Here is a 22,578-nt window from a genome sequence, read left to right on the forward strand (position 1 = left end):
TCGCCGAGGACGGCGTAGCAGTCGGCGTCCTCGGCCACCAGCACGAGGAGCCGGCCGAAGTCGCTTCCGCGCATTTCGCCGAAAAGGCGCTGAAGGGCGCTCACGAGGATGTCTCTGCGGCCGTGGTGGGGGCTCGGGGGTCTTCCCCGCCACGGCCGTCACGCCTATCAACGCCCGGCCGGGCCGGGCGGTTACGGGGACAGGGCCACCGCACATTCCTTCGTTCGGCCCAGTGGGGCGAGGCCCCTGTTGCCGCGGTCGGTATGCCGCATTTGACTCGGTTGCGCAGAGACCTGCGCGCACCCGGAGGGACGGCAACGATGCTCTCGGCCAAGAGCCTGTTCCAGGAGATCCTCGACCATGACGAGTCGTTCCGGCTCTTCTGCTCCATCGCGGCCAGCGGCGAGGCGCAGGGCGGCTGGGAGAACGGCAGGATCGCCGCCCTTCTGCCGGAGCGATGCCGCGAGCTCGCCCCCAAGGCGGCCCGGCACGGCGCCGACGAGGACAAACACGGCCGGATCTTCCACGCGCTGATGAAGAAGCGCGGCCTGCGCCCCGCCGACGTACCCGACGACACCGACTACACGATGCTGCTCGAACGGCGCGGCATCGGGCTCGGCCACGCCAAGCTCCGGCGCGAGGACCCGCTCACCGAACGGGACGTCGTCGTCTACCTCGCCCACAGCCGCGTCACCGAACAGCGCGCGTCCGAGCAGATGGAGCTGTTGCGCAAGCACTTCGGCGACCACCCCGACCTCGGGCGGGCGGTACGGATGATCTCCGCCGACGAGGAGAACCATCTCGCCTACTGTCACGAGGAGTTGCTGCGCCTGGCGCGCGCCGGGCACGGGCCCACCATCCACCGGGCGCTGCGCGAGTGCGCCCTCGCCGAGATCCGCGTGTACCGCGACGTCAGCCTCGCCGTCATGGCCCACATGGGTCGGATCCTCGGCTGGCCACGCCCCAAGGCGGCGGCCCTGACCGCCGCGATCCACGCCGTGTACGCCTATGAACGGCTCGCGGGGTGGCGGCGCATGGTCAGCCTCGCGCCACCGCGCCGGCGCGACCCGCTGGGCGGCCCCGCGTCCACCGCACCCGAGTTCGCCTAGGCACAAGCACAGGCACCCGCCGGGACACCGCTCACAGCCAGCCGCGCCGCTTGAACAGGCGGAACAGACCGACCTCCAGAAGCACCATCAGGACGATCAGCGTCGGATAGCTCCACGCCCAGTGGAGCTCCGGCATGTGGTCGAAGTTCATGCCGTAGACGCCGGCCAGCATCGTGGGGACCGCCGCCATCGCCGCCCACGCCGAGATCTTCCGCATGTCGTCGTTCTGCCGGACGCTGACCTGCGCCAGATGCGCCGAAAGGATGTCGGAGAGCAGCCGGTCCAGGCCCTCCACCGCCTCATTGGTGCGCATCAAGTGGTCGTCCACGTCGCGGAAGAACGGCTGGGACGCGGCGTTCACGAACGGCACGCCCGCGCTCGCGAGACGCTGCACCGGCTGCGCAAGCGGACCGGTCGCCCGGCGGAACTCCTGGAGCTGCCGCTTGAAGGTGTAGATCCGCGACGCGGTGTCCTTGGTGTCGCGGCCGCCCGAGGGCGAGAAGATCTGCGCCTCCAGCTCCTCCAGGTCGTTCTGGAGCTCGGCCGCCACCTCCGTGTAGTGGTCGACGACCGCGTCGCTCACCGCGTACAGGACCGTCGTGGGCCCGTGCTTGAGGAGCTCGGGCTCCGACTCCAGGCGCTTGCGTACCGCTTTGAGGGGCGCCCCCTCGCCGTGCCGGACGGTCACCACGAAGCTGTCACCCACGAAGAGCATCAGCTCGCCGGAGGTCACGGTGTCGCTCTGCGGTTCGTACACGACCGGCTTGAGGACCATGAACAGCGAGTCGTCGTAGACCTCCAGCTTGGGCCGCTGATGGGCCTTGAGGGCGTCTTCGACGGCCAGCTCGTGCAGCCCGAACTCGGTGCTGACCAGCTCGAACTCGTCCTCCGTCGGCTCATGGAGCCCCACCCAGAGGAAGCTGTCACCTTCGGCGCGCGCCTGGCGGAGGGCGTCCGAGAAGTCCTTCGGGCCCTCGGTGCGGCGGCCGTCGTGGTAGATGGCACAGTCGACGATCATTGGGCGCATTCTCCCGTGAAAGGGAGCCGCCCGCACCCGAGCGGGACCGGCCGCCTAGGCTGACGCCCATGGCCACGCTGATCCTCGTACGCCACGGACGTTCCACCGCCAACACGTCGGGGGTGCTGGCCGGCTGGACGCCGGGTGTCGCCCTCGATGAGCGGGGCACCGCCCAGGCCGCCGCCCTGCCCGCCCGGCTCGCCGGGGTGCCGCTCGCCGCCGTCGTCACCAGCCCGCTGCAGCGCTGCCGCGAAACGGTGCAGCCGCTGCTCGACGCCCGCCCCGGGCTCGCGCTGCACCCCGAGGACCTGATCGGGGAGTGCCACTACGGCGACTGGTCCGGCGGCAAGCTCGCCGAGCTCTCCACCGACCCGCTCATGGAGGTCGTGCAGCAGCACCCCTCCAACGCGGCGTTCCCCGGCGGCGAGTCGATGCGCGCGATGCAGGCCCGCGCGGTCGGCGCCGTACGGGACTGGAACGAGCGGATCGAGACGGAGCACGGCCCCGACGCCACCTACGCGATGTGTTCGCACGGCGACATCATCAAGTCCGTCGTGGCGGACGCCCTCGGCATGCATCTGGACCTCTTTCAACGGATCTCGGTGGAACCGTGTTCCCTCACCGTGATCCGCTACACCCGTCTGCGGCCCTATCTCGTACGCCTCGGCGACACCGGGGACCTCGCCTCGCTGATGCCGCGCGAGACCCCGGCGCAGGAACAGGCCGAGGTCGGTGGCGGTGCGGGAGCACCGTGATCGCTCGGAGCAGTAGGGTGGACGCGCCGAAAACCGCTGCTTCACCTCCGACTGCTCCAACTCCGAACTAGGGAGACCAGAACGTGTCCCGTCAGGTGTTCTTCTACGACCCGCCGGACCGTTTCGTGGCCGGCACGGTCGGGCTCCCCGGGCGCCGTACGTTCTTCCTCCAGGCGTCCGCGGGCAGTCGCACCACCAGCGTCGCCCTGGAGAAGACCCAGGTCGCCGCGCTCGCCGAGCGGATCGACGAACTGCTCGACGAAGTCGTGCGCAGAACCGGAGGAAACGCTCCTGTTCCCGCCGTCGCCCCGCCCGACGTCACCGACAGCGCACCCCTCGACTCACCCGTCGAGGAGGAGTTCCGCGTCGGCACCATGGCGCTGGCCTGGGACGGTGACGAACAGCGCATGATCATCGAGGCGCAGGCCCTGGTCGAGCTCGACGCCGACACCGAGGACGACCTGGCCGAGGCCGAGGAGCGGATGCTCCAGGACGAGGAGAACGGCCCGCCGATGCTGCGGGTGCGCCTGACGGGAGCCCAGGCAAGGGCCTTCGCCAAGCGCGCCCTCGACGTCGTGAACGCGGGCCGGCCGCCGTGCCCGCTGTGCAGCCTGCCGCTCGACCCGGAAGGACACGTATGCCCGCGCCAGAACGGATACCGCCGCGGAGCGTGACCTCCGTCGAGCGCCTCACCGAGCTCCTCACCGAGGGCGAGCTCACCGTCGTCGGGCAGATCCGCGAGGCGTCCAACGCGGTCCTTTACTGCTCCGTCGCGTACGGCGACGAGAGCGCGGAGTGCGTCTACAAGCCCGTCGCGGGGGAGCGGCCCCTGTGGGACTTCCCCGACGGCACGCTCGCCCAGCGCGAGGTCGCGGCGTACGAGGTGGCGCGGGCGACCGGCTGGGACCTCGTGCCGCCCACCGTGCTGCGCGACGGCCCCTACGGCGAGGGCATGGTCCAGCTGTGGGTCGAGCCCGCCGAGCCTGCCGAGGGCGACCCCGGGCTGCTCGCGCTCGTCGAGGACGAGGAGCCGGCCGAGGGCTGGAAGCCGGTCGCCCTCGCGGAGGTCGGCGAGGGACGCACCGCGCTCCTCGTGCACGCGGACGACGACCGGCTGCGGCGGCTCGCGGTACTCGACGCGGTGATCAACAACGGGGACCGCAAGGGCGGGCATCTGCTGCCCGCGCCCGACGGGCGGCTGTACGGGATCGACCACGGGGTCACCTTCAACGTGGACGACAAGTTGCGGACGCTGCTGTGGGGGTGGGCGGGCGAGCCGCTCACCTCGGAGGCGGTGGGCGCCTTGAAGGGCCTGGCCGAGGCCCTTCTGCCCCTGGAGCCGCTCGGGGTGCGGCTTGCTTCGCTGATCACGGAGGCGGAGCTTGAGGCGACCCGGGCGAGGGTCGCCGCCCTCCTGGCCACGGGGGTCCACCCCACCCCGTCGGGCGAATGGCCCGCCATTCCCTGGCCCCCGGTGTAGCCCTGCACCCCCCGCGGGATCGGTGCCGCCCGGCACTGGCATCTCCTCGAGCGCGAACCGGGGTCTGGGGCGGGGCCTCAGCAGCCTTGGCTTTCGGGTGCGGACGGTGGTGGGTGGTCCCGCAGTTCCCCGCGCCCCTGGGTGGGCTGCTTTCGGCAGGGTGTCCAGTCGAGGCATCCTCAGCCTGTCCGGCGTTTGAGGACGAGCGCCTTTCGGGCGCGAACGGGGTCTGGGGCGGAGCCCCAGGCAACCCCGCCTTCGGCTGCGGGCCGTGCCCGCGTCCCGCGCAGTTCCCCGCGCCCCTGTAGGGCACCCTGGGCCGGGCCCATCGCTCGCGTCCGCCGCGGCGGAGCCGCGCACAGGCACAGCCCCGTGGCCCTGGCGGGGGCGATGCCGGGGGGTGTGGACATCCTCAGCCCGGCCGGCGTTTGAGGGCGAGTGTCCTTCAGGGGTGAAAGGGGGCTGGGCAAAGCCCCAGGGGATGCGCAAGGGGGTGCATTCGGCCAAGAGCGGGATCCGGTTCGTATCCGGAACGTGCGTCCGGTTACGCTCAAGACATGCATGCCTGGCCCGCTTCTGAGGTCCCCGCCCTGCCCGGCAAGGGCCGCGACCTCCAGATCCACGACACCGCGACCGGCGGTCTGGTCTCCCTCGACCCCGGTCCCGTCGCCCGTATCTACGTCTGCGGCATCACGCCGTACGACGCGACCCATATGGGTCACGCGGCGACCTACAACGCGTTCGACCTCGTTCAGCGCGTGTGGCTCGACACCAAGCGGCAGGTTCACTATGTCCAGAACGTGACGGACGTGGACGACCCCCTCCTTGAGCGAGCCATCCGCGACGGCAAGGACTGGACGGAGCTCGCCGAAGGCGAGACCGCGCTGTTCCGCGAGGACATGACCGCCCTGCGCCTGCTTCCGCCGAAGCACTACATCGGAGCGGTCGAGGCCATACCCGGCATCGTCCCGCTCGTCGAGCGGCTCCGGGACGCGGGCGCGGCGTACGAGCTCGAAGGCGACGTCTACTTCTCCGTCGAGAGCGACCCGCACTTCGGTGAGGTCTCGCACTACGACGCCGAGTTCATGCGCGCGCTCTCCGCCGAGCGCGGCGGCGACCCCGAGCGTCCCGGCAAGAAGAACCCGCTCGACCCGATGCTGTGGATGGCCGCCCGCGAGGGCGAGCCGAGCTGGGACGGTGCCTCGCTCGGCCGGGGCCGCCCCGGCTGGCACATCGAGTGCGTCGCCATCGCCCTCGACCACCTCGGCATGGGCTTCGACGTCCAGGGCGGCGGCTCCGACCTGGTCTTCCCGCACCACGAGATGGGCGCGTCGCACGCCCAGGCGCTGACCGGCGAGTACCCCTTCGCGAAGGCGTACGTGCACGCCGGCATGGTCGCCCTCGACGGCGAGAAGATGTCGAAGTCCAAGGGCAACCTCGTCTTCGTCTCCAAGCTGCGCCGCGACGGCGTCGACCCCGCCGCCATCCGTCTCGCGCTCCTCGCCCACCACTACCGGGCCGACTGGGAGTGGACCGACAAGGTTCTCCAGGACGCCGTGGAGCGCCTCGGCCGCTGGCGCGCCGCCGTCTCCCGGCCCGACGGTACGTCCGCCGAGGCCCTGGTCGAAGAGGTGCGCGAGGCCCTCGCCAACGACTTGGACGCGCCTGCCGCGCTCGCCGCGGTCGACCGCTGGGCCGCACGTCAGGACGCGGACGGCGGCGCGGACGAGTCCGCACCCGGTCTCGTGTCCCGCACGGTCGACGCCCTCCTCGGCGTCGCTCTCTAACCCCCGGAAACCCCCGGGCCGCGCCAACACGCAAGCCCAGAACCGCCCTTGGACTCCCCGCGAGTCCCGGGGCGGTTTTCGTTTTTCCTGGGCCCACCCCATGGTCTCGTGCTCGTTTGTGCGCTAAACACGCTCTATGCAATCACCAATACGCACGAGAGTGGCGCTCGCGGGTGCGGCCGTGCTCGGTCTGCTCGCGGTGTTCGCCGGGCCCGGCAGCGCGCAGGCCGCGCCGTCCGCCGACGCCCCCGCCGACACCTCCGTCGGCGATGTGACCGGTTTCGAGGCCGCCCCCGGCGGCGTTTTCACGCTGCACGCGGGCGCGGCCGAGGCCCGGGTGAGCTTCGTCGCCGCCGACACCTTCCGCATCCAGCTCGCCCCGGACGGCACGTTCACCGACCCGACCGGATCCGACATCGTTCTGCCGCAGGGCAAGCCGCCCGCCGTCCGCTGGAAGGACAAGGGCGACCGATATGAGCTGAGCACCGACAACGTCACCCTGCGCGCCTTCAAGTCCCCGCTCCGCTTCGCCCTCTACAAGGCCGACGGCACCCAGCTGTGGGCCGAGGCCAAGCCGCTCAGCTGGACCAAGGACGCCACCACCCAGACCCTGTCCCGCGGCGCCACCGAGCAGTTCTACGGCGGCGGCATGCAGAACGGCCGCGGCAACACCTCGCACCGCGACCAGAGGGTCGAGGTCGGCGTCGACGACAACTGGAACGACGGCGGACACCCCAACTCCGTGCCGTTCTACCTCTCCACGGCCGGCTACGGCATCTTCCGCAACACGTACGCCCCCAATACGTACGTCTTCGGGCAGCCCGTCACCGCCGGCGCCAAGGAACAGCGCTTCGACGCCTACTACTTCGCGGGCAACGCCAAGCAAGTCATCGGCGATTACACCCAGTTGACGGGCAAGCCGTTCCTGCCGCCGGTGTACGGGCTCGAACCCGGCGACTCCGACTGCTACCTCCACAACGCCAACCGCGGCGAGCGCCACACCCTCGACGCGCTCAAGATTGCCGACGCGTACAAGACCAACGACATGCCCAACGGCTGGATGCTGGTCAACGACGGCTACGGCTGCGGCTACGAGAACCTTCCCGAGACCAGTGCCGGCCTCCAGAAGGACTCCATGCACATGGGTCTGTGGACCGAGGACGGCCTCGACAAGCTCGCCGACCAGGTCAAGGCCGGCCAGCGCGTCGCCAAACTGGACGTCGCCTGGGTCGGCGACGGCTACAAGCACGCGCTCGACGGCTGCAAGGACGCCTACCAAGGCATCGAGGCCAACAGTGATGCCCGCGGCTTCACCTGGGCCCCCGAGAGCTGGTCCGGCGCCCAGCGCTGCGGGGTGCAGTGGTCGGGCGACCAGTCGGGCAGCTGGGACTACATCCGCTGGCAGATCCCGACCTACGCGGGCGCCAGCATGTCCGGGCTCGCCTACACCAGCGGCGACATCGACGGCATCTTCGGCGGCAGCCCCAAGACGTACACCCGCGACCTCCAGTGGAAGTCGTTCCTGCCCGCCGTGATGACCATGGACGGCTGGGCCGCCGACGACAAGCAGCCCTATCAGTACGGGGAGCCCTACACCTCCATCAACCGCGACTACCTCAAGCTCAAGGAGTCGCTGCTTCCCTACATGTACTCCTACGCCCACGAGGCGACCAAGACCGGCGTGGGCGCGGTGAGGCCGCTGGCGCTCGAATACCCCGACGACCCGAAGGCGGCGACCGACGCCGCGAAGTACGAGTTCCTCTCCGGCGAGGACTTCCTGGTCGCGCCGGTCTACCAGGACACGACCGTACGCAACGGCATCTACCTGCCCAAGGGCACCTGGATCGACTACTGGAGCGGGCGCACCTACCAGGGCCCGACCACCGTCGACAACTACAGCGCGCCGCTCTCCACGCTGCCCCTGTTCGTGAAGGCCGGCGCCGCCGTCCCGATGTGGCCCGGCATCCGCTCCTACCAGGACCGCACGGCCACCTCTCCGCTCGCCTGGGACATCTACCCCCAGGGCCAGTCGTCCTTCCAGCTGTACGAGGACGACGGCGTGACCCGCGCCAACCGGACCGGCGCCTTCGCCATCCAGCGCGCCGACGTCGTCGCCCCGCAGCGCGGCGCCGGTGACGTGACCGTCCAAGTGGGCGCCAGCAAGGGCCAGTTCACGGGCAAGCAGGCCGCCCGGCCCTACCGGCTCACCGTGCACACGGGGAGCGCGCCCGCCAAGGTGGAGGTCCAGGGCCGCGGCCTCGCCCGGCTCGGCTCGAAGGCCGCGTACGACAAGGCGGCCACCGGGTGGTTCTACGACGCGGGTGACCGGGGCGGCGTGGTCCTGGTCAAGACCGCGACCCTCAGCACGGGCCGGGCGTTCGCGGTGAAGCTCAAGGGGACCAGCGCCGTGGGCGGCAAGACTCCCGCCGCCGCGGTCACGCTGGGCGCACCCGCCGGCCAGGAACTGGGTGCGGGGGCGGCCGGCACGGTGGCCGTCGACGTCACCGCCGTGGGCAAGGGCGCCAGGAACGTCCGGGTCTCCGTAGCCGCGCCCGCCGGATGGACCGTGACCCCGGCCCCCGTGCTCGACCGTGTCCCGGCCGGCACCACCCGACGCGTCGAGGTGGGCGTCACCCCCGCCAAGGACGCCAAGCCGGGCGAGGCCACTCTGACCGCCAACTCCACGTACGACAAGGGGAGTTCACAGCAGCGGATCGCCGTGTCAGTAATGCCTGCGCCGCCGTCCGGCGACACCTGGGCCAGTGACATGGTCTGGCTGACCTCGACCAACGGATACGGACCGCCCGAACGCGACCGCTCGAACGGCGAGTCCGGCGCGTCCGACGGTCACACCCTCACGCTCGCGGACACGACGTACGCCAAGGGCATCGGCGGCCACGCCGACTCCGACATCGAGGTCTACACCGGCGGGAAGTGCACCGCCTTCACCGCCGACGCCGGCATCGACGACGAGATCAACGGCTGTGGGGAAGTGGCCTTCTCCGTCGAGGCCGACGGCAAAGTGCTGTGGACCTCGCCGAAGGTGACCGGCGCCTCGGCGACGGTGCCGGTCAACGTGCTCCTCGGTGGGGCCCGCCACGTCCATCTGAAGATCACCGACACCAACAACTCCAAGTCCGGCGACCACGGGGACTGGGCCGCGGCGAAATTCAGCTGCGCGTAGAGCCTCCCAGCACGACACAGCACAGCACGACGCGACACGGCATTACACAGCACGGCATGGCGTGGGCGCCGGGCGGAACCATCTCCGCCCGGCGCCCGGCGCCCGGCGCCCCGCGTGCCGCGGCGGAGCGTCAGGAATCCGAGGGCTCCGCCCCGTGCCACACCATCGTCGCGTTGCAGAACTCGCGGATGCCGTGGCCGGACAGCTCACGGCCGTACCCCGAGCGCTTCACGCCGCCGAACGGCAGCGCCGGGTGGGAGGCGGTCATCCCGTTGAAGAACACCCCGCCCGCCTGAAGGTCGCGTACGCAGCGGTCCACCTCCGCGTCGTCCCGGGTCCAGACGTTGGAACTCAGGCCGAACGGCGTGTCGTTGGCGAACGACAGCGCCTCGTCGACATCGCGCACCCGGTAGAGCGTGGCGACCGGGCCGAACGTCTCCTCGTGGTGGATCCGCATGTCGGAGGTGACACCGGCGAGCACGGTGGGCAGATAGAACCAGCCCGCGTCGACGCCCTCCGGTCGGCTCCCGCCGCACAGCGCGGTCGCCCCCTTGCGTACGGCGTCCTCGACCAGCTCCTCCAGGTCGCTGCGGCCCTGCTCGCTGGCGAGCGGCCCGATGTCGGTGCCCTCGTCGAGCGGATCGCCGACCGTCAACTCCCGCATCCCCGCGGTGAATTGCTCCACGAAAGCGTCGTACACCTCGTCGTGGACGATGAACCGCTTCGCGGCGATGCAGGACTGCCCGTTGTTCTGCGTCCGGGCGGTGACCGCGGTCCGCGCGGCCCGCTCGACATCGGCGGACGCGAGCACCACATAGGGGTCGCTGCCGCCGAGTTCGAGCACCGTCTTCTTGATCTCGTCGCCGCAGATCGCCGCGACCGAGCGGCCCGCGGGCTCGCTTCCGGTCAGCGTGGCCGCCGCCACCCGGCGGTCGCGCAGCACCTTCTCGACACCGTCGGAGCCGATCAGGAGGGTCTGGAAACAGCCGTCGGGGAAGCCGGCCCTGCGGAACAGGTCCTCCAGGTAAAGGGCGGTCTGCGGCACGTTCGACGCGTGCTTGAGCAGGGCCACATTGCCCGCCATCAGGGCGGGTGCCGCGAACCGTACGACCTGCCAGAGCGGGAAGTTCCACGGCATCACGGCGAGGACCACGCCGAGCGGCCGGTAGTGGACCCGGGCCCGCTCGGCGCCGGAATCGCGGACATCGTCCTCGGCCGGCTCCTCGTCGGCGAGCAGGGCCTCGGCGTGCTCGGCGTACCAGCGCAGCGCCTTCGCGCACTTCGCGGCCTCGGCGCGCGCCGCCACGACCGGCTTGCCCATCTCCAGGGTCATGGTGCGCGCGATGTCGTCCCGGTCGCCGTCCAGGAGGTCGGCCGCCCGCAGCACGAGCCGGGCCCGTTCGGCGAAGGCGGTCGTGCGATAGGAGGCAAAGGCTGTCTCGGCCGTCGCGAGCCGTCGCTCGACCTCCTCGGGCCCCATCGTCCCGAAGGTCTTGAGGGTCTCACCGGTAGCCGGATTCACCGTGGCGATGGCCATGTCGTACGACACCTCCTGAAGGCACTGGTCCTTCGACCTTCCCGCGCACGGGCAGGCGCCGCAACGCGAAACGGCGCCCGGCGGCCGAGGGCTGCTCCCGGCTGGTCCTCGGGGGCCGCCCGGCGGCCGGGGGCTACTCTCCTGGCTGGTCCCCGGGAGACTCCTCGCCGGGATCGTCCGTCTTCGGGGGCTTCGGCGGCCGGGTACGCCCGCTGGAGGTGTCCCTCAGGTACGAGCCGTCACCCTCGGTGGCATGGCTGCCGGCCGCGCCCTGACCGCCTGGGCCGGGGCCTCCGGGACCGCTTGGGCCGCCCGGACCGGGGCCGCCGTCGCGCCGTCTGAGGTACCGCTCGAATTCCCGGGCGATGGCCTCGCCGGACGCCTCCGGAAGGTCCGCGGTGTCCCGCGCCTCCTCCAGGGTCTGTACGTATTCGGCCACCTCGCTGTCCTCGGCAGCCAGCTGGTCGACGCCGAGCTGCCAGGCCCGGGCGTCCTCGGCGAGCTCGCCGAGCGGGATCCTCAGGTCGATCAGGTCTTCGAGGCGGTTGAGCAGGGCGAGGGTGGCCTTCGGGTTCGGCGGCTGCGACACGTAGTGCGGCACCGCCGCCCACAGGCTGACCGCCGGCACGCCCGCGTGGGTGCACGCCTCCTGGAGGATGCCGACGATGCCCGTCGGGCCCTCGTAGCGGGTCTCCTCCAGGTCCATGGTCCGCGCGAGGTCCGGGTCGCTGGTCACACCGCTGACCGGAACCGGACGGGTGTGCGGGGTGTCACCGAGCAGCGCCCCCAGGACCACCACCATCTCGACGCCCAGCTCATGGGCGAAGCCCAGGATCTCGTTGCAGAACGAGCGCCAGCGCATCGACGGCTCGATGCCGCGCACCAGCACCAGGTCGCGCGGCTTGTCGCCGCCGACCCGGACGACGGAGAGCCGGGTGGTGGGCCATGTGATCTTGCGGACCCCACCGTCCAGCCACACGGTGGGCCGGTTGACCTGGAAGTCGTAGTAGTCCTCCGCGTCCAGCGCGGCGAAGACCTCGCCCTTCCACACCGTGTCCAGGTGTGCGACCGCGGAGGAGGCGGCGTCGCCCGCGTCGTTCCAGCCCTCGAACGCGGCGATCATGACCGGGTCGACCAGCTCGGGAACGCCCTCCAGCTCGATCACCCAGTGCCTCCCTCAGAAGTTCCTTGTGTACGACCCAACCTTACGGCTTCAGACCTACCCCGCCGCAGCCCCCGTGCACGGCCCCATGACCGTGAAAAGCGGGGATCGGTCCTGCCGGGAGGTGCCGCGCACCCGGTCATGCCGCAGGGGCGGCCCCCGGTGTGCGGGAGCCGCCCCTGTCTGTGCCGCGCTCGGAGCTGACGGGTCGTCAGTTCTTCGCCTTCAGCAGGTCGTCGACCTTGCCGCGGATCTCGTCCGTGGCCAGACCCCGGATCGTCAGGGTCGTACGGCGGCGCAGCACGTCGTCGGCGGTCTCGGCCCACTCGTGGTCCCGGGCGTAGGCGACCTGGGCCCAGATCTCCGGGGCGTCCGGGTGGATGCGCTCGGCGAGCGACGTGTCCTCGTTGGCCAGACGCGCGATGTCGAAGGAGAGCGAACCGTAGTGCGTGGCCAGGTGCCGCGCGGTGTCCGCCGCCATCCGCGGGCCGGGCGCCTGGCCGTCCACCATCAGGCGGTGGGCGACGGCGCGCGGGTTGGCGATGCCGGGCAGCGGCATCTTGCCGGGGAGCTGCGAGATGGGCTCGAAGTCGTCGCCGAGCGGGTGGCCCGGCAGCTGCTCCAGCTTCTTCATCACCGTACGGCCGATGTGGCGGAAGGTCGTCCACTTGCCGCCGGCCACCGACAGCATGCCGCCGCGGCCCTCGGTGACGACCGTCTCGCGCTTCGCCTTCGAGGTGTCACCGGGGCCGCCGGGCAGGACCCGCAGACCGGCGAAGGAGTACGTGATGAGATCGCGGGACAGCTGCTGGTCGCGGATGGAGAACGCGGCCTCGTCCAGGATCTGCGCGGTGTCCGCCTCGGTGACGCGAACGTCCGCCGGGTCGCCCTCGAACTCCTCGTCGGTGGTGCCGAGCAGCAGCATGTCCTCCCAGGGGAGGGCGAAGGTGATGCGGTACTTGTCGATGGGGGTCGCGAGTGCGGCCTTCCAGGGGGCGGTGCGCTTGAGGACCAGGTGCGCGCCCTTCGACAGGCGTATGGAGGGGGCCGAGTTGGCGTCCTCCATCTTGCGCAGGTGGTCGACCCAGGGCCCGGTGGCGTTGAGGACGAGTCGCGCGTCGACGCCGAACTCCTCGCCGTCCAGCCGGTCCTTGAGCTCGGCACCCGTCACCCGGCCCTTGGTGAAGCGCAGACCGGTGACCTCGGCGTGGTTGAGCACGACCGCGCCGGCCTCGACGGCGGCGCGCACCGTCATCAGGGCCATGCGGGCGTCGTTCATCTGGTCGTCGCCGTAGACGGCCACGGCCTTCAGGTTGTCCGTACGCAGCTCCGGCACGTCCGCCGCGGCCTTGGCGGGGGAGAGCAGGTGGCCGACGCCGTCGCCGAAGGCGGACAGGGCCGAGTAGGCGAACACGCCCGCACCCAGCTTGGCGGCGCCGTGCGGGCCGCCCTTGTACACGGGCAGGTAGAAGGTGAGGGGGTTGGCGAGGTGCGGGGCCACCTGACGGGAGACCGCACGCCGCTCGAAGTGGTTCTCCGCGACCAGCTTCACCGCGCCGGTCTGCAGGTAGCGCAGACCGCCGTGGAGCAGCTTGGAGGAGGCGGAGGAGGTGGCGCCGGCGAAGTCGCCGGCGTCCACCAGGGCCACCCGCAGACCGGACTGCGCGGCGTGCCAGGCGGTGGAGATGCCCAGGATGCCGCCGCCGATGACCAGGAGGTCGTACGTCGCCTTGTCGAGCTGCTCCCGAGTCTCGGCGCGGCTCGCTGCCTTGAAGGAAGACACGGTGGAGCCGGGGGCCGGGTGCGTCCCGAGCGCGGGGACGCTCTGCAGGGTGGTCATGTCGATTACTCCTCGTCCTCGATCCAGCCCATGGTCCGCTCTACGGCCTTGAGCCAGTTCTTGTACTCGCTGTCACGCTGGTCGGCGTCCATGCGAGGGGTCCATTCCGCCGCCCGGCGCCAGTTGGCGCGCAGCGCGTCGGTGTCCGGCCAGAAGCCGACGGCCAGGCCGGCGGCGTAGGCGGCGCCGAGGCAGGTCGTCTCGGCGACCATGGGGCGCACCACCGGCGCGTCCAGGAAGTCCGAGAGGGTCTGCATCAGCAAGTTGTTGGAGGTCATGCCGCCGTCGACCTTCAGCGCGGTCAGCTCGACGCCCGAGTCCTTCGTCATGGCGTCGCTGATCTCGCGGGTCTGCCAGGCGGTGGCCTCAAGGACGGCGCGCGCGATGTGCGCCTTGGTGACGTACCGGGTGAGGCCGGCGATCACACCGCGGGCGTCGGGGCGCCAGTATGGGGCGAACAGGCCGGAGAAGGCCGGCACGAAGTACGCGCCGCCGTTGTCCTCGACCGAGGACGCGAGCGTCTCGATCTCGGCCGCGGTCTTGATCATGCCCATCTGGTCGCGCATCCACTGGACGAGCGAGCCGGTGACGGCGATGGAGCCTTCGAGGGCGTAGACCGGCTTCTGGTCGCCGATCTGGTAGCCCACGGTGGTGAGCAGGCCGTTGTAGGAGTTGACGGGCTTGTCACCGGTGTTCATCAGCATGAAGGTGCCGGTGCCGTAGGTGGACTTGGCCTCGCCCTCCGAGAAGCAGGTCTGGCCGAACAGGGCCGCCTGCTGGTCGCCGAGCGCGGAGGCGACGGGGATGCCGTCCAGGACGCCGCCCTTGGCGTGCCCGTACACCTCGGCGGAGGAGCGGATCTCGGGCAGCACGGCCGCCGGGATGTCCATGGAGTGCAGGATCTTCTCGTCCCACGCCATGTCGTGCAGGTTCATCAGGAGGGTGCGCGAGGCGTTGGTGACGTCCGTGACGTGGACACCGCCGTCGGTGCCGCCGGTCAGGTTCCAGATGACCCAGGAGTCCATGGTGCCGAAGAGGATGTCGCCGCGCTCGGCGCGCTCGCGCAGCCCCTCGACGTTGTCGAGCAGCCAGCGCACCTTCGGGCCCGCGAAGTAAGAGGCGAGCGGCAGACCGGTCTGGCGGCGGAAGCGGTCCTGGCCGACGTTGCGGCCGAGCTCGCGGCAGAGGGCGTCGGTACGGGTGTCCTGCCAGACCAGCGCGTTGTGCACGGGCTCGCCGGTGGACTTGTCCCACATCAGCGTGGTCTCGCGCTGGTTGGTGATGCCGATCGCCTTGACGTCGGCGGCGGTGATGCCCGCCTTCTCGACCGCGCCGCTCACCACTTCCTGGACGTTGGCCCAGATCTCGTTGGCGTCGTGCTCGACCCAGCCCGGCTTGGGGAAGATCTGCTCGTGTTCCTTCTGCTCGACCGAGACGATCCGGCCGTCCTTGTCGAAGACGATGCAGCGGCTGGAGGTGGTGCCCTGGTCGATGGCCGCGATGAAGGGGCCGGTGGAGTGGATGTCGCTCATGGGTGCTCCTGGAAGTCCGAAGGGGGTCTCGACGTGTCGCGTCAGGCGAAGGCGATGTTGTAGATACCGCCGGCGATGGCGCCGCCGATCAGCGGGCCCACGACCGGGATCCACGCGTAGCTCCAGTCCGAGCCGCCCTTGTTGGGCAGCGGGAGCAGCGAGTGCACGATGCGCGGACCGAGGTCACGGACCGGGTTGATGGCGTAGCCGGTCGGGCCGCCGATCGAGAGGCCGATGCCGACCACGACGAGCGCGGTGATCAGGACACCGATGACGCCGAGACCCTTGCCGTCGCCGTTGAGGCCCTGGGTCAGGATGGCCAGGACCAGCACGATGGTGGCGATGATCTCCGTGACCACGTTCTGGACGACGTTGCGGATCTCCGGGCCGGTCGAGAAGACGCCGAGCACGGGGCCGGCCTCGCTCTCGCGGGCCTCGACCGCCTTGCAGTCACCCACGATCTCGGGGTCGGTCAGATGGGCGTGGAACTGGCCGTAGTAGGCCAGCCACACGAGCACCGCGCCGATCATGGCACCGAGGATCTGTCCGCCGAGGTACACGGGGACGTCGCTCCACTTGGTGCCGCCCTCTATCGCGAGACCGAGGGTCACCGCGGGGTTGAGGTGGGCGCCCGAGAGGGGGGCGGAGATGTAGGCGCCGGTCAGTACCGCGAAGCCCCACCCGAAGGTGATCGCGAGCCAGCCGGCGTTACGGGCCTTCGAACGCTTCAGTGTGACGGCGGCGCACACGCCACCGCCCAGCAGGATGAGCACGGCGGTACCGATGGTCTCGCCGATGAAAATGTCGTGGCTGGACACCCGCGACTCCTTTGTCCTTCGTCCAGGGGAAATCCCCAACAGGCGGATCACCGGGTCTCTCCGGTGATCCGCGCCCTCATGGCTGAGGGCTGCCGGCCCATGGCGTTGTCACACTCTAACTCGTATTGCCGGTAGGTGTTCGACAATGCCGACCGTTGAACGGCAGTTTTGCCCTGAGGTTAACTGCGCGTCAAGAGTTCTGTGACGGGAATCCCTGATCGTTACCAGGTGGTACGAACCGCCAAACATGGACCTGGCCGAGCGACCAAGATCATGCGGTGCTATGGGCCCTGCCGACGTGCGGCGAGTCCTCGGCTAGAACCGCCCGGCGCCCAGGTCACGCGAGACCGCGCGGGCACAGTCCCGTACCGCCGCCACCAGCTCGGGGCGCACCTCGCCGCCCTTGCAGACCCGCTCCACCGCGCCCGTGACGCCCACCGCGCCGACCGGCATCCTGCGCCGGTCGTGGATGGGCGCGGCCACCGAGGCGACGCCGTCCCATGTCTCCTCGACGTCCGAGCCCCAGCCGCGTGCGCGAATCTCGTCCAGCAGCCGCTCGAACTCCTCGGCAGCCGTCACCGTGCGGGGCGTGAACGCCTCGCGCGCGCACTCCACGGCCTCGCCGTGCGCCACCGGGTCGTACGCGGAGAGCACCTTGCCGAGCGCCGTCGAGTGCAGCGGCTGCATGGCGCCCACCTCGAGCACCTGGCGGCTGTCGTCGGGCCGGAAGACGTGGTGCATGATCAGCACGCCCTGCTGGTGGAGCACCCCCACGTACACGCTCTCGCCGCTGGACCGGGCCAGGTCGTCGGTCCACACCAGGGCCCGGGCCCGCAGCTCGTGGACGTCGAGGTAGCTGTTGCCGAGGCGTAGCAGCTCCGCGCCCAGCTGATAGCGGCCGGACGCCGGGTCCTGCTCCACGAAGCCCTCGGCCTGGAGGGTGCGCAGGATGCCGTGCGCGGTACCCTTCGCGAGGCCGAGCGTGGAGGCCACCTCGGACAGGCCGAGCCGCCGCTCGCCCCCGGCGAGCAGCCGCAGCATGGCGGCCGCCCGTTCGAGCGACTGGATGTTGCGCGCCATCGCGCTCCCTCCCTTTCGGGCACTGCCGAGCCGGCGGTTCCGCTCAAGCGGCCGACTCTGAGATCAACTGGTTCGACAATGCTGAACAGTATCGGCCGTTGTCGACCCCGTGTCACCGTGACCCCTGCCCCGCGTGACGCTCCAGGGCGCACACGTGACGCTTCAGCACGCGCGCGTGCGCACTTCAGGACGCCGATGCGCGGCGCCACGCCCGGCGTCCGCCCGCTGATACACCCGCGCGCGGCCCGGGGCCGCCCGGTTAGGCTGACGATGTGCGCCCTCCCACCGGACGGCGCAAAGCCGACAGCCGTCGCACTCCAGGGAGTACATCCATGGCCTCGTTGCCGACCCCTTCCGCTGACAGCCGGACCCGTATCGACGCCCTCCGTGAGGCACTCGCCACCCGGGTGGTGGTGGCCGACGGTGCGATGGGCACCATGCTGCAGGCGCAGGACCCCACCCTGGAGGACTTCCAGGACCTCGAAGGATGCAACGAGGTCCTGAACGCGACCCGGCCCGACATCGTGCGCTCGGTGCACGAGGCGTACTTCGCGGTCGGGGTGGACTGCGTGGAGACCAACACCTTCGGCGCCAACCACACCGCGATGAGCGAGTACGACATCCCCGAGCGCGTCTTCGAGCTGTCGGAGTCCGGCGCCCGGATCGCCCGCGAGGTCGCCGACGAGTTCACCGCCTCCACCGGACAGCAGCGCTGGGTCCTCGGCTCCATCGGCCCCGGCACCAAGCTGCCGACACTCGGCCACATCGACTACGCCACCCTGCGCGACGGCTTCCAGGCCAACGCCGAAGGCCTCATCGCGGGCGGCGCCGACGCCCTGATCGTCGAGACCACCCAGGACCTGCTCCAGACCAAGTCCGCCATCCTCGGCGCCCGCCGCGCCATGGAGGCGGCCGGGACCGACCTGCCGCTCGTGGTCTCGCTCGCCTTCGAGACGACCGGCACCATGCTGCTCGGCTCCGAGATCGGCGCCGCGCTGACCGCGCTCGAACCCCTCGGCGTCGACATGATCGGCCTGAACTGCTCGACCGGCCCCGCCGAGATGAGCGAGCACCTGCGCTACCTCACCCGGCACTCCCGTATTCCGCTCCTGTGCATGCCCAACGCAGGGCTGCCCGTCCTGACCAAGGACGGCGCCCACTTCCCGCTCGGCCCCGAGGGCCTCGCCGACGCCCAGGAGAACTTCGTCCGCGACTACGGGCTCTCCCTGGTGGGCGGCTGCTGCGGTACGACGCCCGAGCACCTGCGCCAGGTCGTCGAGCGGGTGCGCGGCACCGCCCCCGTCGAGCGCCACCCGCGCCCCGAGCCGGGCGCCGCCTCGCTCTACCAGACCGTGCCGTTCCGCCAGGACACCGCGTACATGGCGATCGGCGAGCGCACCAACGCCAACGGGTCGAAGAAGTTCCGCGAGGCCATGCTGGAGGGCCGCTGGGACGACTGCGTGGAGATGGCGCGCGACCAGATCCGCGAGGGTGCCCACATGCTCGACCTGTGCGTCGACTACGTGGGCCGCGACGGCGTCGCCGACATGGCCGAACTGGCCGGCCGCTTCGCGACCGCCTCCACCCTGCCCATCGTCCTGGACTCCACCGAACTCCCGGTCCTCCAGGCCGGGTTGGAGAAACTGGGCGGCCGGGCCGTCATCAACTCCGTCAACTACGAGGACGGCGACGGACCCGAGTCGCGCTTCACGAAGGTCACCAGGCTGGCCGCCGAGCACGGCGCCGCGCTGATCGCGCTCACCATCGACGAAGAGGGCCAGGCCCGCACCGTCGAAACCAAGGTCGCCATCGCCGAGCGCCTCATCGAGGACCTCACCGGCAACTGGGGGGTGCACGAGTCGGACATCCTCATCGACACCCTCACCTTCACCATCTGCACCGGCCAGGAGGAGTCCCGCAAGGACGGCGTCGCCACCATCGAGGCGATCCGCGAACTCAAGCGCCGCCACCCCGACGTGCAGACCACGCTCGGCCTGTCCAACATCTCCTTCGGCCTCAACCCGGCCGCCCGTGTCGTCCTCAACTCCGTGTTCCTCGACGAGTGCGTCAAGGCCGGCCTCGACTCGGCGATCGTGCACGCCTCCAAGATCCTCCCCATCGCGCGCCTGGAGGAGGAGCAGGTCAAGGTGGCCCTCGACCTGATCTACGACCGGCGCGCCGAGGGCTACGACCCCCTGCAGCGGCTCATGGAGCTCTTCGAGGGCGTCAACATGAAGTCGATGAAGGCGGGCAAGGCCGAGGAGCTCCTCGCGCTGCCCCTGGACGAGCGGCTCCAGCGCCGCATCATCGACGGCGAGAAGAACGGCCTGGAGGCCGACCTCGACGAGGCCCTCCAGTCCACACCCGCCCTCGACATCGTGAACAACACCCTGCTCGCCGGCATGAAGGTGGTCGGCGAACTCTTCGGCTCCGGCCAGATGCAGCTGCCGTTCGTGCTCCAGTCCGCCGAGGTCATGAAGACGGCGGTGGCCCACCTGGAGCCGCACATGGAGAAGTCCGACGCGGAGGGCAAGGGCACGATCGTGCTCGCCACCGTGCGCGGCGACGTCCACGACATCGGCAAGAACCTCGTCGACATCATCCTGTCCAACAACGGCTACAACGTCGTCAACCTCGGCATCAAGCAGCCGGTCTCCGCGATCCTGGACGCCGCCGAGGAGCACCGCGCCGACGTCATCGGCATGTCGGGCCTCCTGGTCAAGTCCACCGTGATCATGAAGGAGAACCTGGAGGAGCTCAACCAGCGCAAGCTGGCCGCCGAGTACCCGGTCATCCTCGGCGGCGCCGCCCTGACCCGCGCCTACGTCGAGCAGGATCTGCACGAGATCTACGAGGGCGAAGTCCGCTACGCCCGCGACGCCTTCGAGGGCCTGCGCCTGATGGACGCCCTGATCGGCGTCAAGCGCGGCGTGCCCGGCGCCGTACTGCCCGAGCTCAAGCAGCGCCGTGTCCCCAAGCGGGACACACCCGTCCTGGAGGCGGAGGAGCCCGAGGGCTCGGTGCGCTCGGACGTCGCCACCGACAACCCGGTCCCCACCCCGCCGTTCTGGGGCACCCGCGTCGTCAAGGGCATCCCGCTCAAGGAGTACGCGTCCTGGCTCGACGAGGGCGCGCTCTTCAAGGGCCAGTGGGGCCTGAAGGAAGCCCGCAAGGGCGGACCGACGTACGAGGAGCTGGTGGAGAGCGAGGGCCGCCCGCACCTGCGCGGCTGGCTCGACAAGCTGCACACCGAGGGCCTCCTGGAGGCGGCCGTCGTGCACGGCTACTTCCCCTGCGTCTCCAAGGGCGACGACCTGATCCTCCTCAACGACGACGGCTCCGAGCGCACCCGCTTCACCTTCCCGCGCCAGCGCCGCGGCCGCCGGCTCTGCCTCGCGGACTTCTTCCGCCCGGAAGAGTCCGGCGAGATTGACGTGGTCGGCCTCCAGGTCGTCACCGTCGGCTCCCGCATCGGCGAGGAGACGGCCAAGCTCTTCGAGGCCAACGCCTACCGCGACTACCTCGAACTCCACGGCCTGTCCGTGCAGTTGGCCGAGGCGCTCGCCGAGTACTGGCACGCCCGGGTCCGCTCCGAGCTCGGCTTCGCCGGCGAGGACCCCTCGCAGGTCGAGGACATGTTCGCGCTCAAGTACCGCGGTGCGCGCTTCTCGCTCGGCTACGGCGCCTGCCCCGACCTGGAGGACCGGGCCAAGATCGCCGAGCTGCTCGAACCGGAGCGGATCGGCGTCCACCTCTCCGAGGAGTTCCAGCTCCACCCCGAGCAGTCCACCGACGCCATCGTCATCCACCACCCCGAAGCCAAGTACTTCAACGCCCGATGACCAAGCGCCCCGGTTAATTCAGCGCACGTTCAGCGGACCGGACGTACACTGGTCGGCCCAGTAAAAAGGCCGGTCGCTTTTCCCCGCTGGGGAGAGCGACCGGCCTTTGCGTCCCTCCAGGAGGTGTGCCGATGACCAGTACGGTCCCCACAGCCATCACACGGACGGCCGAAGGCTCCGCCCTTCAGGCCGTCCTGCTCGACATGGACGGCACGCTCGTCGACACCGAGGGGTTCTGGTGGGACGCCGAGCGCGAGGCGTTCGCCGCCCTCGGGCACGTCCTCGACGAGGCGTGGCGGGACGTGGTGGTCGGCGGGCCCATGACGCGCAGCGCGGCCTTCCTCATCGAGGCCACCGGCGCCGACATCACCGTCGCCGAGCTGACCGTGCTGCTCAACGACCACTTCGAGGCGCGGATCTCCCGAGGGGTGCCGCTGATGCCCGGCGCCGCGCGGCTGCTCGCCGAGCTCGCCGCTCACCGCATCCCCACCGCCCTGGTCTCCGCCTCGCACCGCCGCATCATCGACAAGATCGTGGCCTCACTCGGCCCCGAGCACTTCGCGCTGACCGTCGCGGGCGACGAGGTGGCCCGCACCAAGCCGTACCCCGACCCGTATCTGATCGCCGCCCGCGGGCTCGGTGCGGAGCCCTCCAGATGCGCCGTGGTCGAGGACACCGCGACCGGTGTCGCCGCGGCCGAGGCGGCGGGCTGCCGGGTCGTCGCGGTGCCGTCCGTGGCCCCCATCGAGGCCGTGGACAACCGTGTCGTGGTCGGCTCGCTCGAAGAGATCGACCTGGCGTTCCTGCGCACCCTGGTCACGCGGGTGAACTGACCGGCCCGGCCGCGGGCCGCCCCGCCGGCTCGCGCACCCTGGTCACGCGGGTGAACTGACCGGCCCGGCCGCGGGCCGCCCCGCCGGCTCGCGCAGCCTGCTCACGCGGGTGAACTGCCCGGGCCGGCCGCGGGCCCCCCTCGCCGGCTCGCGCACCCGGAGCGCGCGGGTGAACCAGCCGGACCGGCGAGGCCTCCCCGCTCTCAGCGGAAACGCGCCGCAGCCGGACGTGTGTGGTCCGTGACGATTCGCCGCGCGTGTACCCCGCAGTCAAAGGGTGCCACTGGTGACGTTCGTCACCCGGAGCGGGGTCGACAGCGGCTCGATCGGGGCCCCGCGCCACCGTCCGGCGTGCCCTTGTGTCCCGTTTGGTGAACCGGTGTACGAAACATTCCGGCGTTCCATATCGGGGGCCCGGTATGTGTACGGACCGATCGATTCCCCGGGTGTGGACGCCAGTTCCAGCTTTGCTCGCGGCGCGCACTAATCTCGTCGCGAGAACTTCGCCGCACCCTTATCTGTCCCGCCGCACACCCAGCGGACGGGAGCGCAGGTCCGATCGCACAAACCCGGCCCGATCGCCCCGCCCCGAACGGGCGGA

15 protein-coding genes are annotated in these 22,578 nt (G+C 70.7%); 8 read left to right on the plus strand and 7 right to left on the minus strand.

All coding sequences use genetic code 11. The annotated features are described in order from the left end of the window. Positions 1 to 320: 320 nt before the first annotated feature. Entirely contained in the window at positions 321 to 1,109 is a 789-nt protein-coding gene (locus AB0D31_RS29825; protein ID WP_362728860.1) for a ferritin-like domain-containing protein, read from the plus strand. Positions 1,110 to 1,140: 31 nt separating this feature from the next. Here the strand turns inward: AB0D31_RS29825 and corA are convergent, their stop codons facing one another. Continuing rightward, positions 1,141 to 2,136, minus strand: coding sequence for a magnesium/cobalt transporter CorA (gene corA, locus AB0D31_RS29830; RefSeq protein ID WP_362728862.1), 996 nt, complete (start codon positions 2,134 to 2,136; stop codon positions 1,141 to 1,143). A 59-nt stretch (positions 2,137 to 2,195) separates the two neighbouring features. On the opposite strand from corA, the gene AB0D31_RS29835 reads away from it, so the two are divergent. From AB0D31_RS29835 to AB0D31_RS29855, 5 genes are all read left to right on the plus strand, one after another. Further along, positions 2,196 to 2,882, plus strand: a complete 687-nt coding sequence (locus AB0D31_RS29835; protein ID WP_362728864.1) for a histidine phosphatase family protein — start codon at positions 2,196 to 2,198, stop codon at positions 2,880 to 2,882. Positions 2,883 to 2,965: 83 nt separating this feature from the next. Further along, entirely contained in the window at positions 2,966 to 3,556 is a 591-nt protein-coding gene (locus AB0D31_RS29840) for a DUF3090 domain-containing protein (RefSeq protein WP_053723476.1), read from the plus strand. After that, positions 3,520 to 4,362 (plus strand): SCO1664 family protein, encoded by an 843-nt coding sequence (locus AB0D31_RS29845; RefSeq protein ID WP_362728866.1) that lies wholly within the window; start codon positions 3,520 to 3,522, stop codon positions 4,360 to 4,362. Before AB0D31_RS29840 ends, AB0D31_RS29845 begins: the two co-directional genes overlap by 37 nt. 557 nt (positions 4,363 to 4,919) lie before the next feature. Continuing rightward, a complete protein-coding gene (gene mshC, locus AB0D31_RS29850; RefSeq protein ID WP_362728868.1) occupies positions 4,920 to 6,149 on the plus strand; it encodes a cysteine--1-D-myo-inosityl 2-amino-2-deoxy-alpha-D-glucopyranoside ligase in 1,230 nt (409 codons plus the stop codon). A gap of 136 nt (positions 6,150 to 6,285) precedes the next feature. Then, positions 6,286 to 9,333: an NPCBM/NEW2 domain-containing protein gene (locus AB0D31_RS29855; protein ID WP_362728870.1), complete on the plus strand. Its 3,048-nt coding sequence runs from the start codon at positions 6,286 to 6,288 to the stop codon at positions 9,331 to 9,333. Between the two features lie 130 nt (positions 9,334 to 9,463). Here AB0D31_RS29855 and AB0D31_RS29860 read toward each other — a convergent pair whose 3' ends face one another. The 6 genes from AB0D31_RS29860 to AB0D31_RS29885 all read right to left on the minus strand — a co-directional run bounded on the left by AB0D31_RS29860 (position 9,464) and on the right by AB0D31_RS29885 (position 17,302). Then, positions 9,464 to 10,870, minus strand: coding sequence for an NADP-dependent succinic semialdehyde dehydrogenase (locus AB0D31_RS29860; protein WP_362728872.1), 1,407 nt, complete (start codon positions 10,868 to 10,870; stop codon positions 9,464 to 9,466). Positions 10,871 to 11,003: 133 nt separating this feature from the next. Further along, positions 11,004 to 12,035: a PAC2 family protein gene (locus AB0D31_RS29865; protein WP_362728874.1), complete on the minus strand. Its 1,032-nt coding sequence runs from the start codon at positions 12,033 to 12,035 to the stop codon at positions 11,004 to 11,006. A gap of 208 nt (positions 12,036 to 12,243) precedes the next feature. Further along, a complete protein-coding gene (locus tag AB0D31_RS29870; RefSeq protein ID WP_362728876.1) occupies positions 12,244 to 13,872 on the minus strand; it encodes a glycerol-3-phosphate dehydrogenase/oxidase in 1,629 nt (542 codons plus the stop codon). A gap of 5 nt (positions 13,873 to 13,877) precedes the next feature. Continuing rightward, positions 13,878 to 15,404, minus strand: coding sequence for a glycerol kinase GlpK (gene glpK, locus AB0D31_RS29875; protein WP_362728878.1), 1,527 nt, complete (start codon positions 15,402 to 15,404; stop codon positions 13,878 to 13,880). A 41-nt stretch (positions 15,405 to 15,445) separates the two neighbouring features. Continuing rightward, a complete protein-coding gene (locus AB0D31_RS29880) occupies positions 15,446 to 16,222 on the minus strand; it encodes an MIP/aquaporin family protein (RefSeq protein ID WP_362728880.1) in 777 nt (258 codons plus the stop codon). 315 nt (positions 16,223 to 16,537) lie between these two features. Beyond that, positions 16,538 to 17,302 carry an IclR family transcriptional regulator gene (locus AB0D31_RS29885; protein ID WP_362728882.1) on the minus strand — a complete coding sequence of 255 codons (765 nt, stop codon included), beginning with the start codon at positions 17,300 to 17,302 and terminating at the stop codon, positions 16,538 to 16,540. A 332-nt stretch (positions 17,303 to 17,634) separates the two neighbouring features. Between AB0D31_RS29885 and metH the strand changes: the two genes are divergently transcribed. Both metH and AB0D31_RS29895 read left to right on the plus strand, forming a co-directional pair. Then, entirely contained in the window at positions 17,635 to 21,144 is a 3,510-nt protein-coding gene (gene metH, locus AB0D31_RS29890) for a methionine synthase (protein WP_362728884.1), read from the plus strand. 131 nt (positions 21,145 to 21,275) lie between these two features. After that, positions 21,276 to 21,977, plus strand: a complete 702-nt coding sequence (locus AB0D31_RS29895; protein ID WP_362728886.1) for an HAD family phosphatase — start codon at positions 21,276 to 21,278, stop codon at positions 21,975 to 21,977. The last annotated feature ends 601 nt before the right edge of the window (positions 21,978 to 22,578 follow it).

Origin of the sequence: Streptomyces sp. NPDC048361 (assembly GCF_040651795.1) — a bacterium.
Classification (GTDB): domain Bacteria; phylum Actinomycetota; class Actinomycetes; order Streptomycetales; family Streptomycetaceae; genus Streptomyces.

Bases quoted from the DNA above. Each gene is read 5' to 3' on its own strand.
- AB0D31_RS29825 (WP_362728860.1), top strand. From the start codon at position 321: ATGCTCTCGGCCAAGAGCCTGTTCCAGGAGATCCTCGACCATGACGAG.
- corA (WP_362728862.1), bottom strand. From the start codon at position 2,136: ATGCGCCCAATGATCGTCGACTGTGCCATCTACCACGACGGCCGCCGC.
- AB0D31_RS29835 (WP_362728864.1), top strand. From the start codon at position 2,196: ATGGCCACGCTGATCCTCGTACGCCACGGACGTTCCACCGCCAACACG.
- AB0D31_RS29845 (WP_362728866.1), top strand. From the start codon at position 3,520: ATGCCCGCGCCAGAACGGATACCGCCGCGGAGCGTGACCTCCGTCGAG.
- mshC (WP_362728868.1), top strand. From the start codon at position 4,920: ATGCATGCCTGGCCCGCTTCTGAGGTCCCCGCCCTGCCCGGCAAGGGC.
- AB0D31_RS29855 (WP_362728870.1), top strand. From the start codon at position 6,286: ATGCAATCACCAATACGCACGAGAGTGGCGCTCGCGGGTGCGGCCGTG.
- AB0D31_RS29860 (WP_362728872.1), bottom strand. From the start codon at position 10,870: ATGGCCATCGCCACGGTGAATCCGGCTACCGGTGAGACCCTCAAGACC.
- AB0D31_RS29870 (WP_362728876.1), bottom strand. From the start codon at position 13,872: ATGACCACCCTGCAGAGCGTCCCCGCGCTCGGGACGCACCCGGCCCCC.
- glpK (WP_362728878.1), bottom strand. From the start codon at position 15,404: ATGAGCGACATCCACTCCACCGGCCCCTTCATCGCGGCCATCGACCAG.
- AB0D31_RS29885 (WP_362728882.1), bottom strand. From the start codon at position 17,302: ATGGCGCGCAACATCCAGTCGCTCGAACGGGCGGCCGCCATGCTGCGG.
- metH (WP_362728884.1), top strand. From the start codon at position 17,635: ATGGCCTCGTTGCCGACCCCTTCCGCTGACAGCCGGACCCGTATCGAC.
- AB0D31_RS29895 (WP_362728886.1), top strand. From the start codon at position 21,276: ATGACCAGTACGGTCCCCACAGCCATCACACGGACGGCCGAAGGCTCC.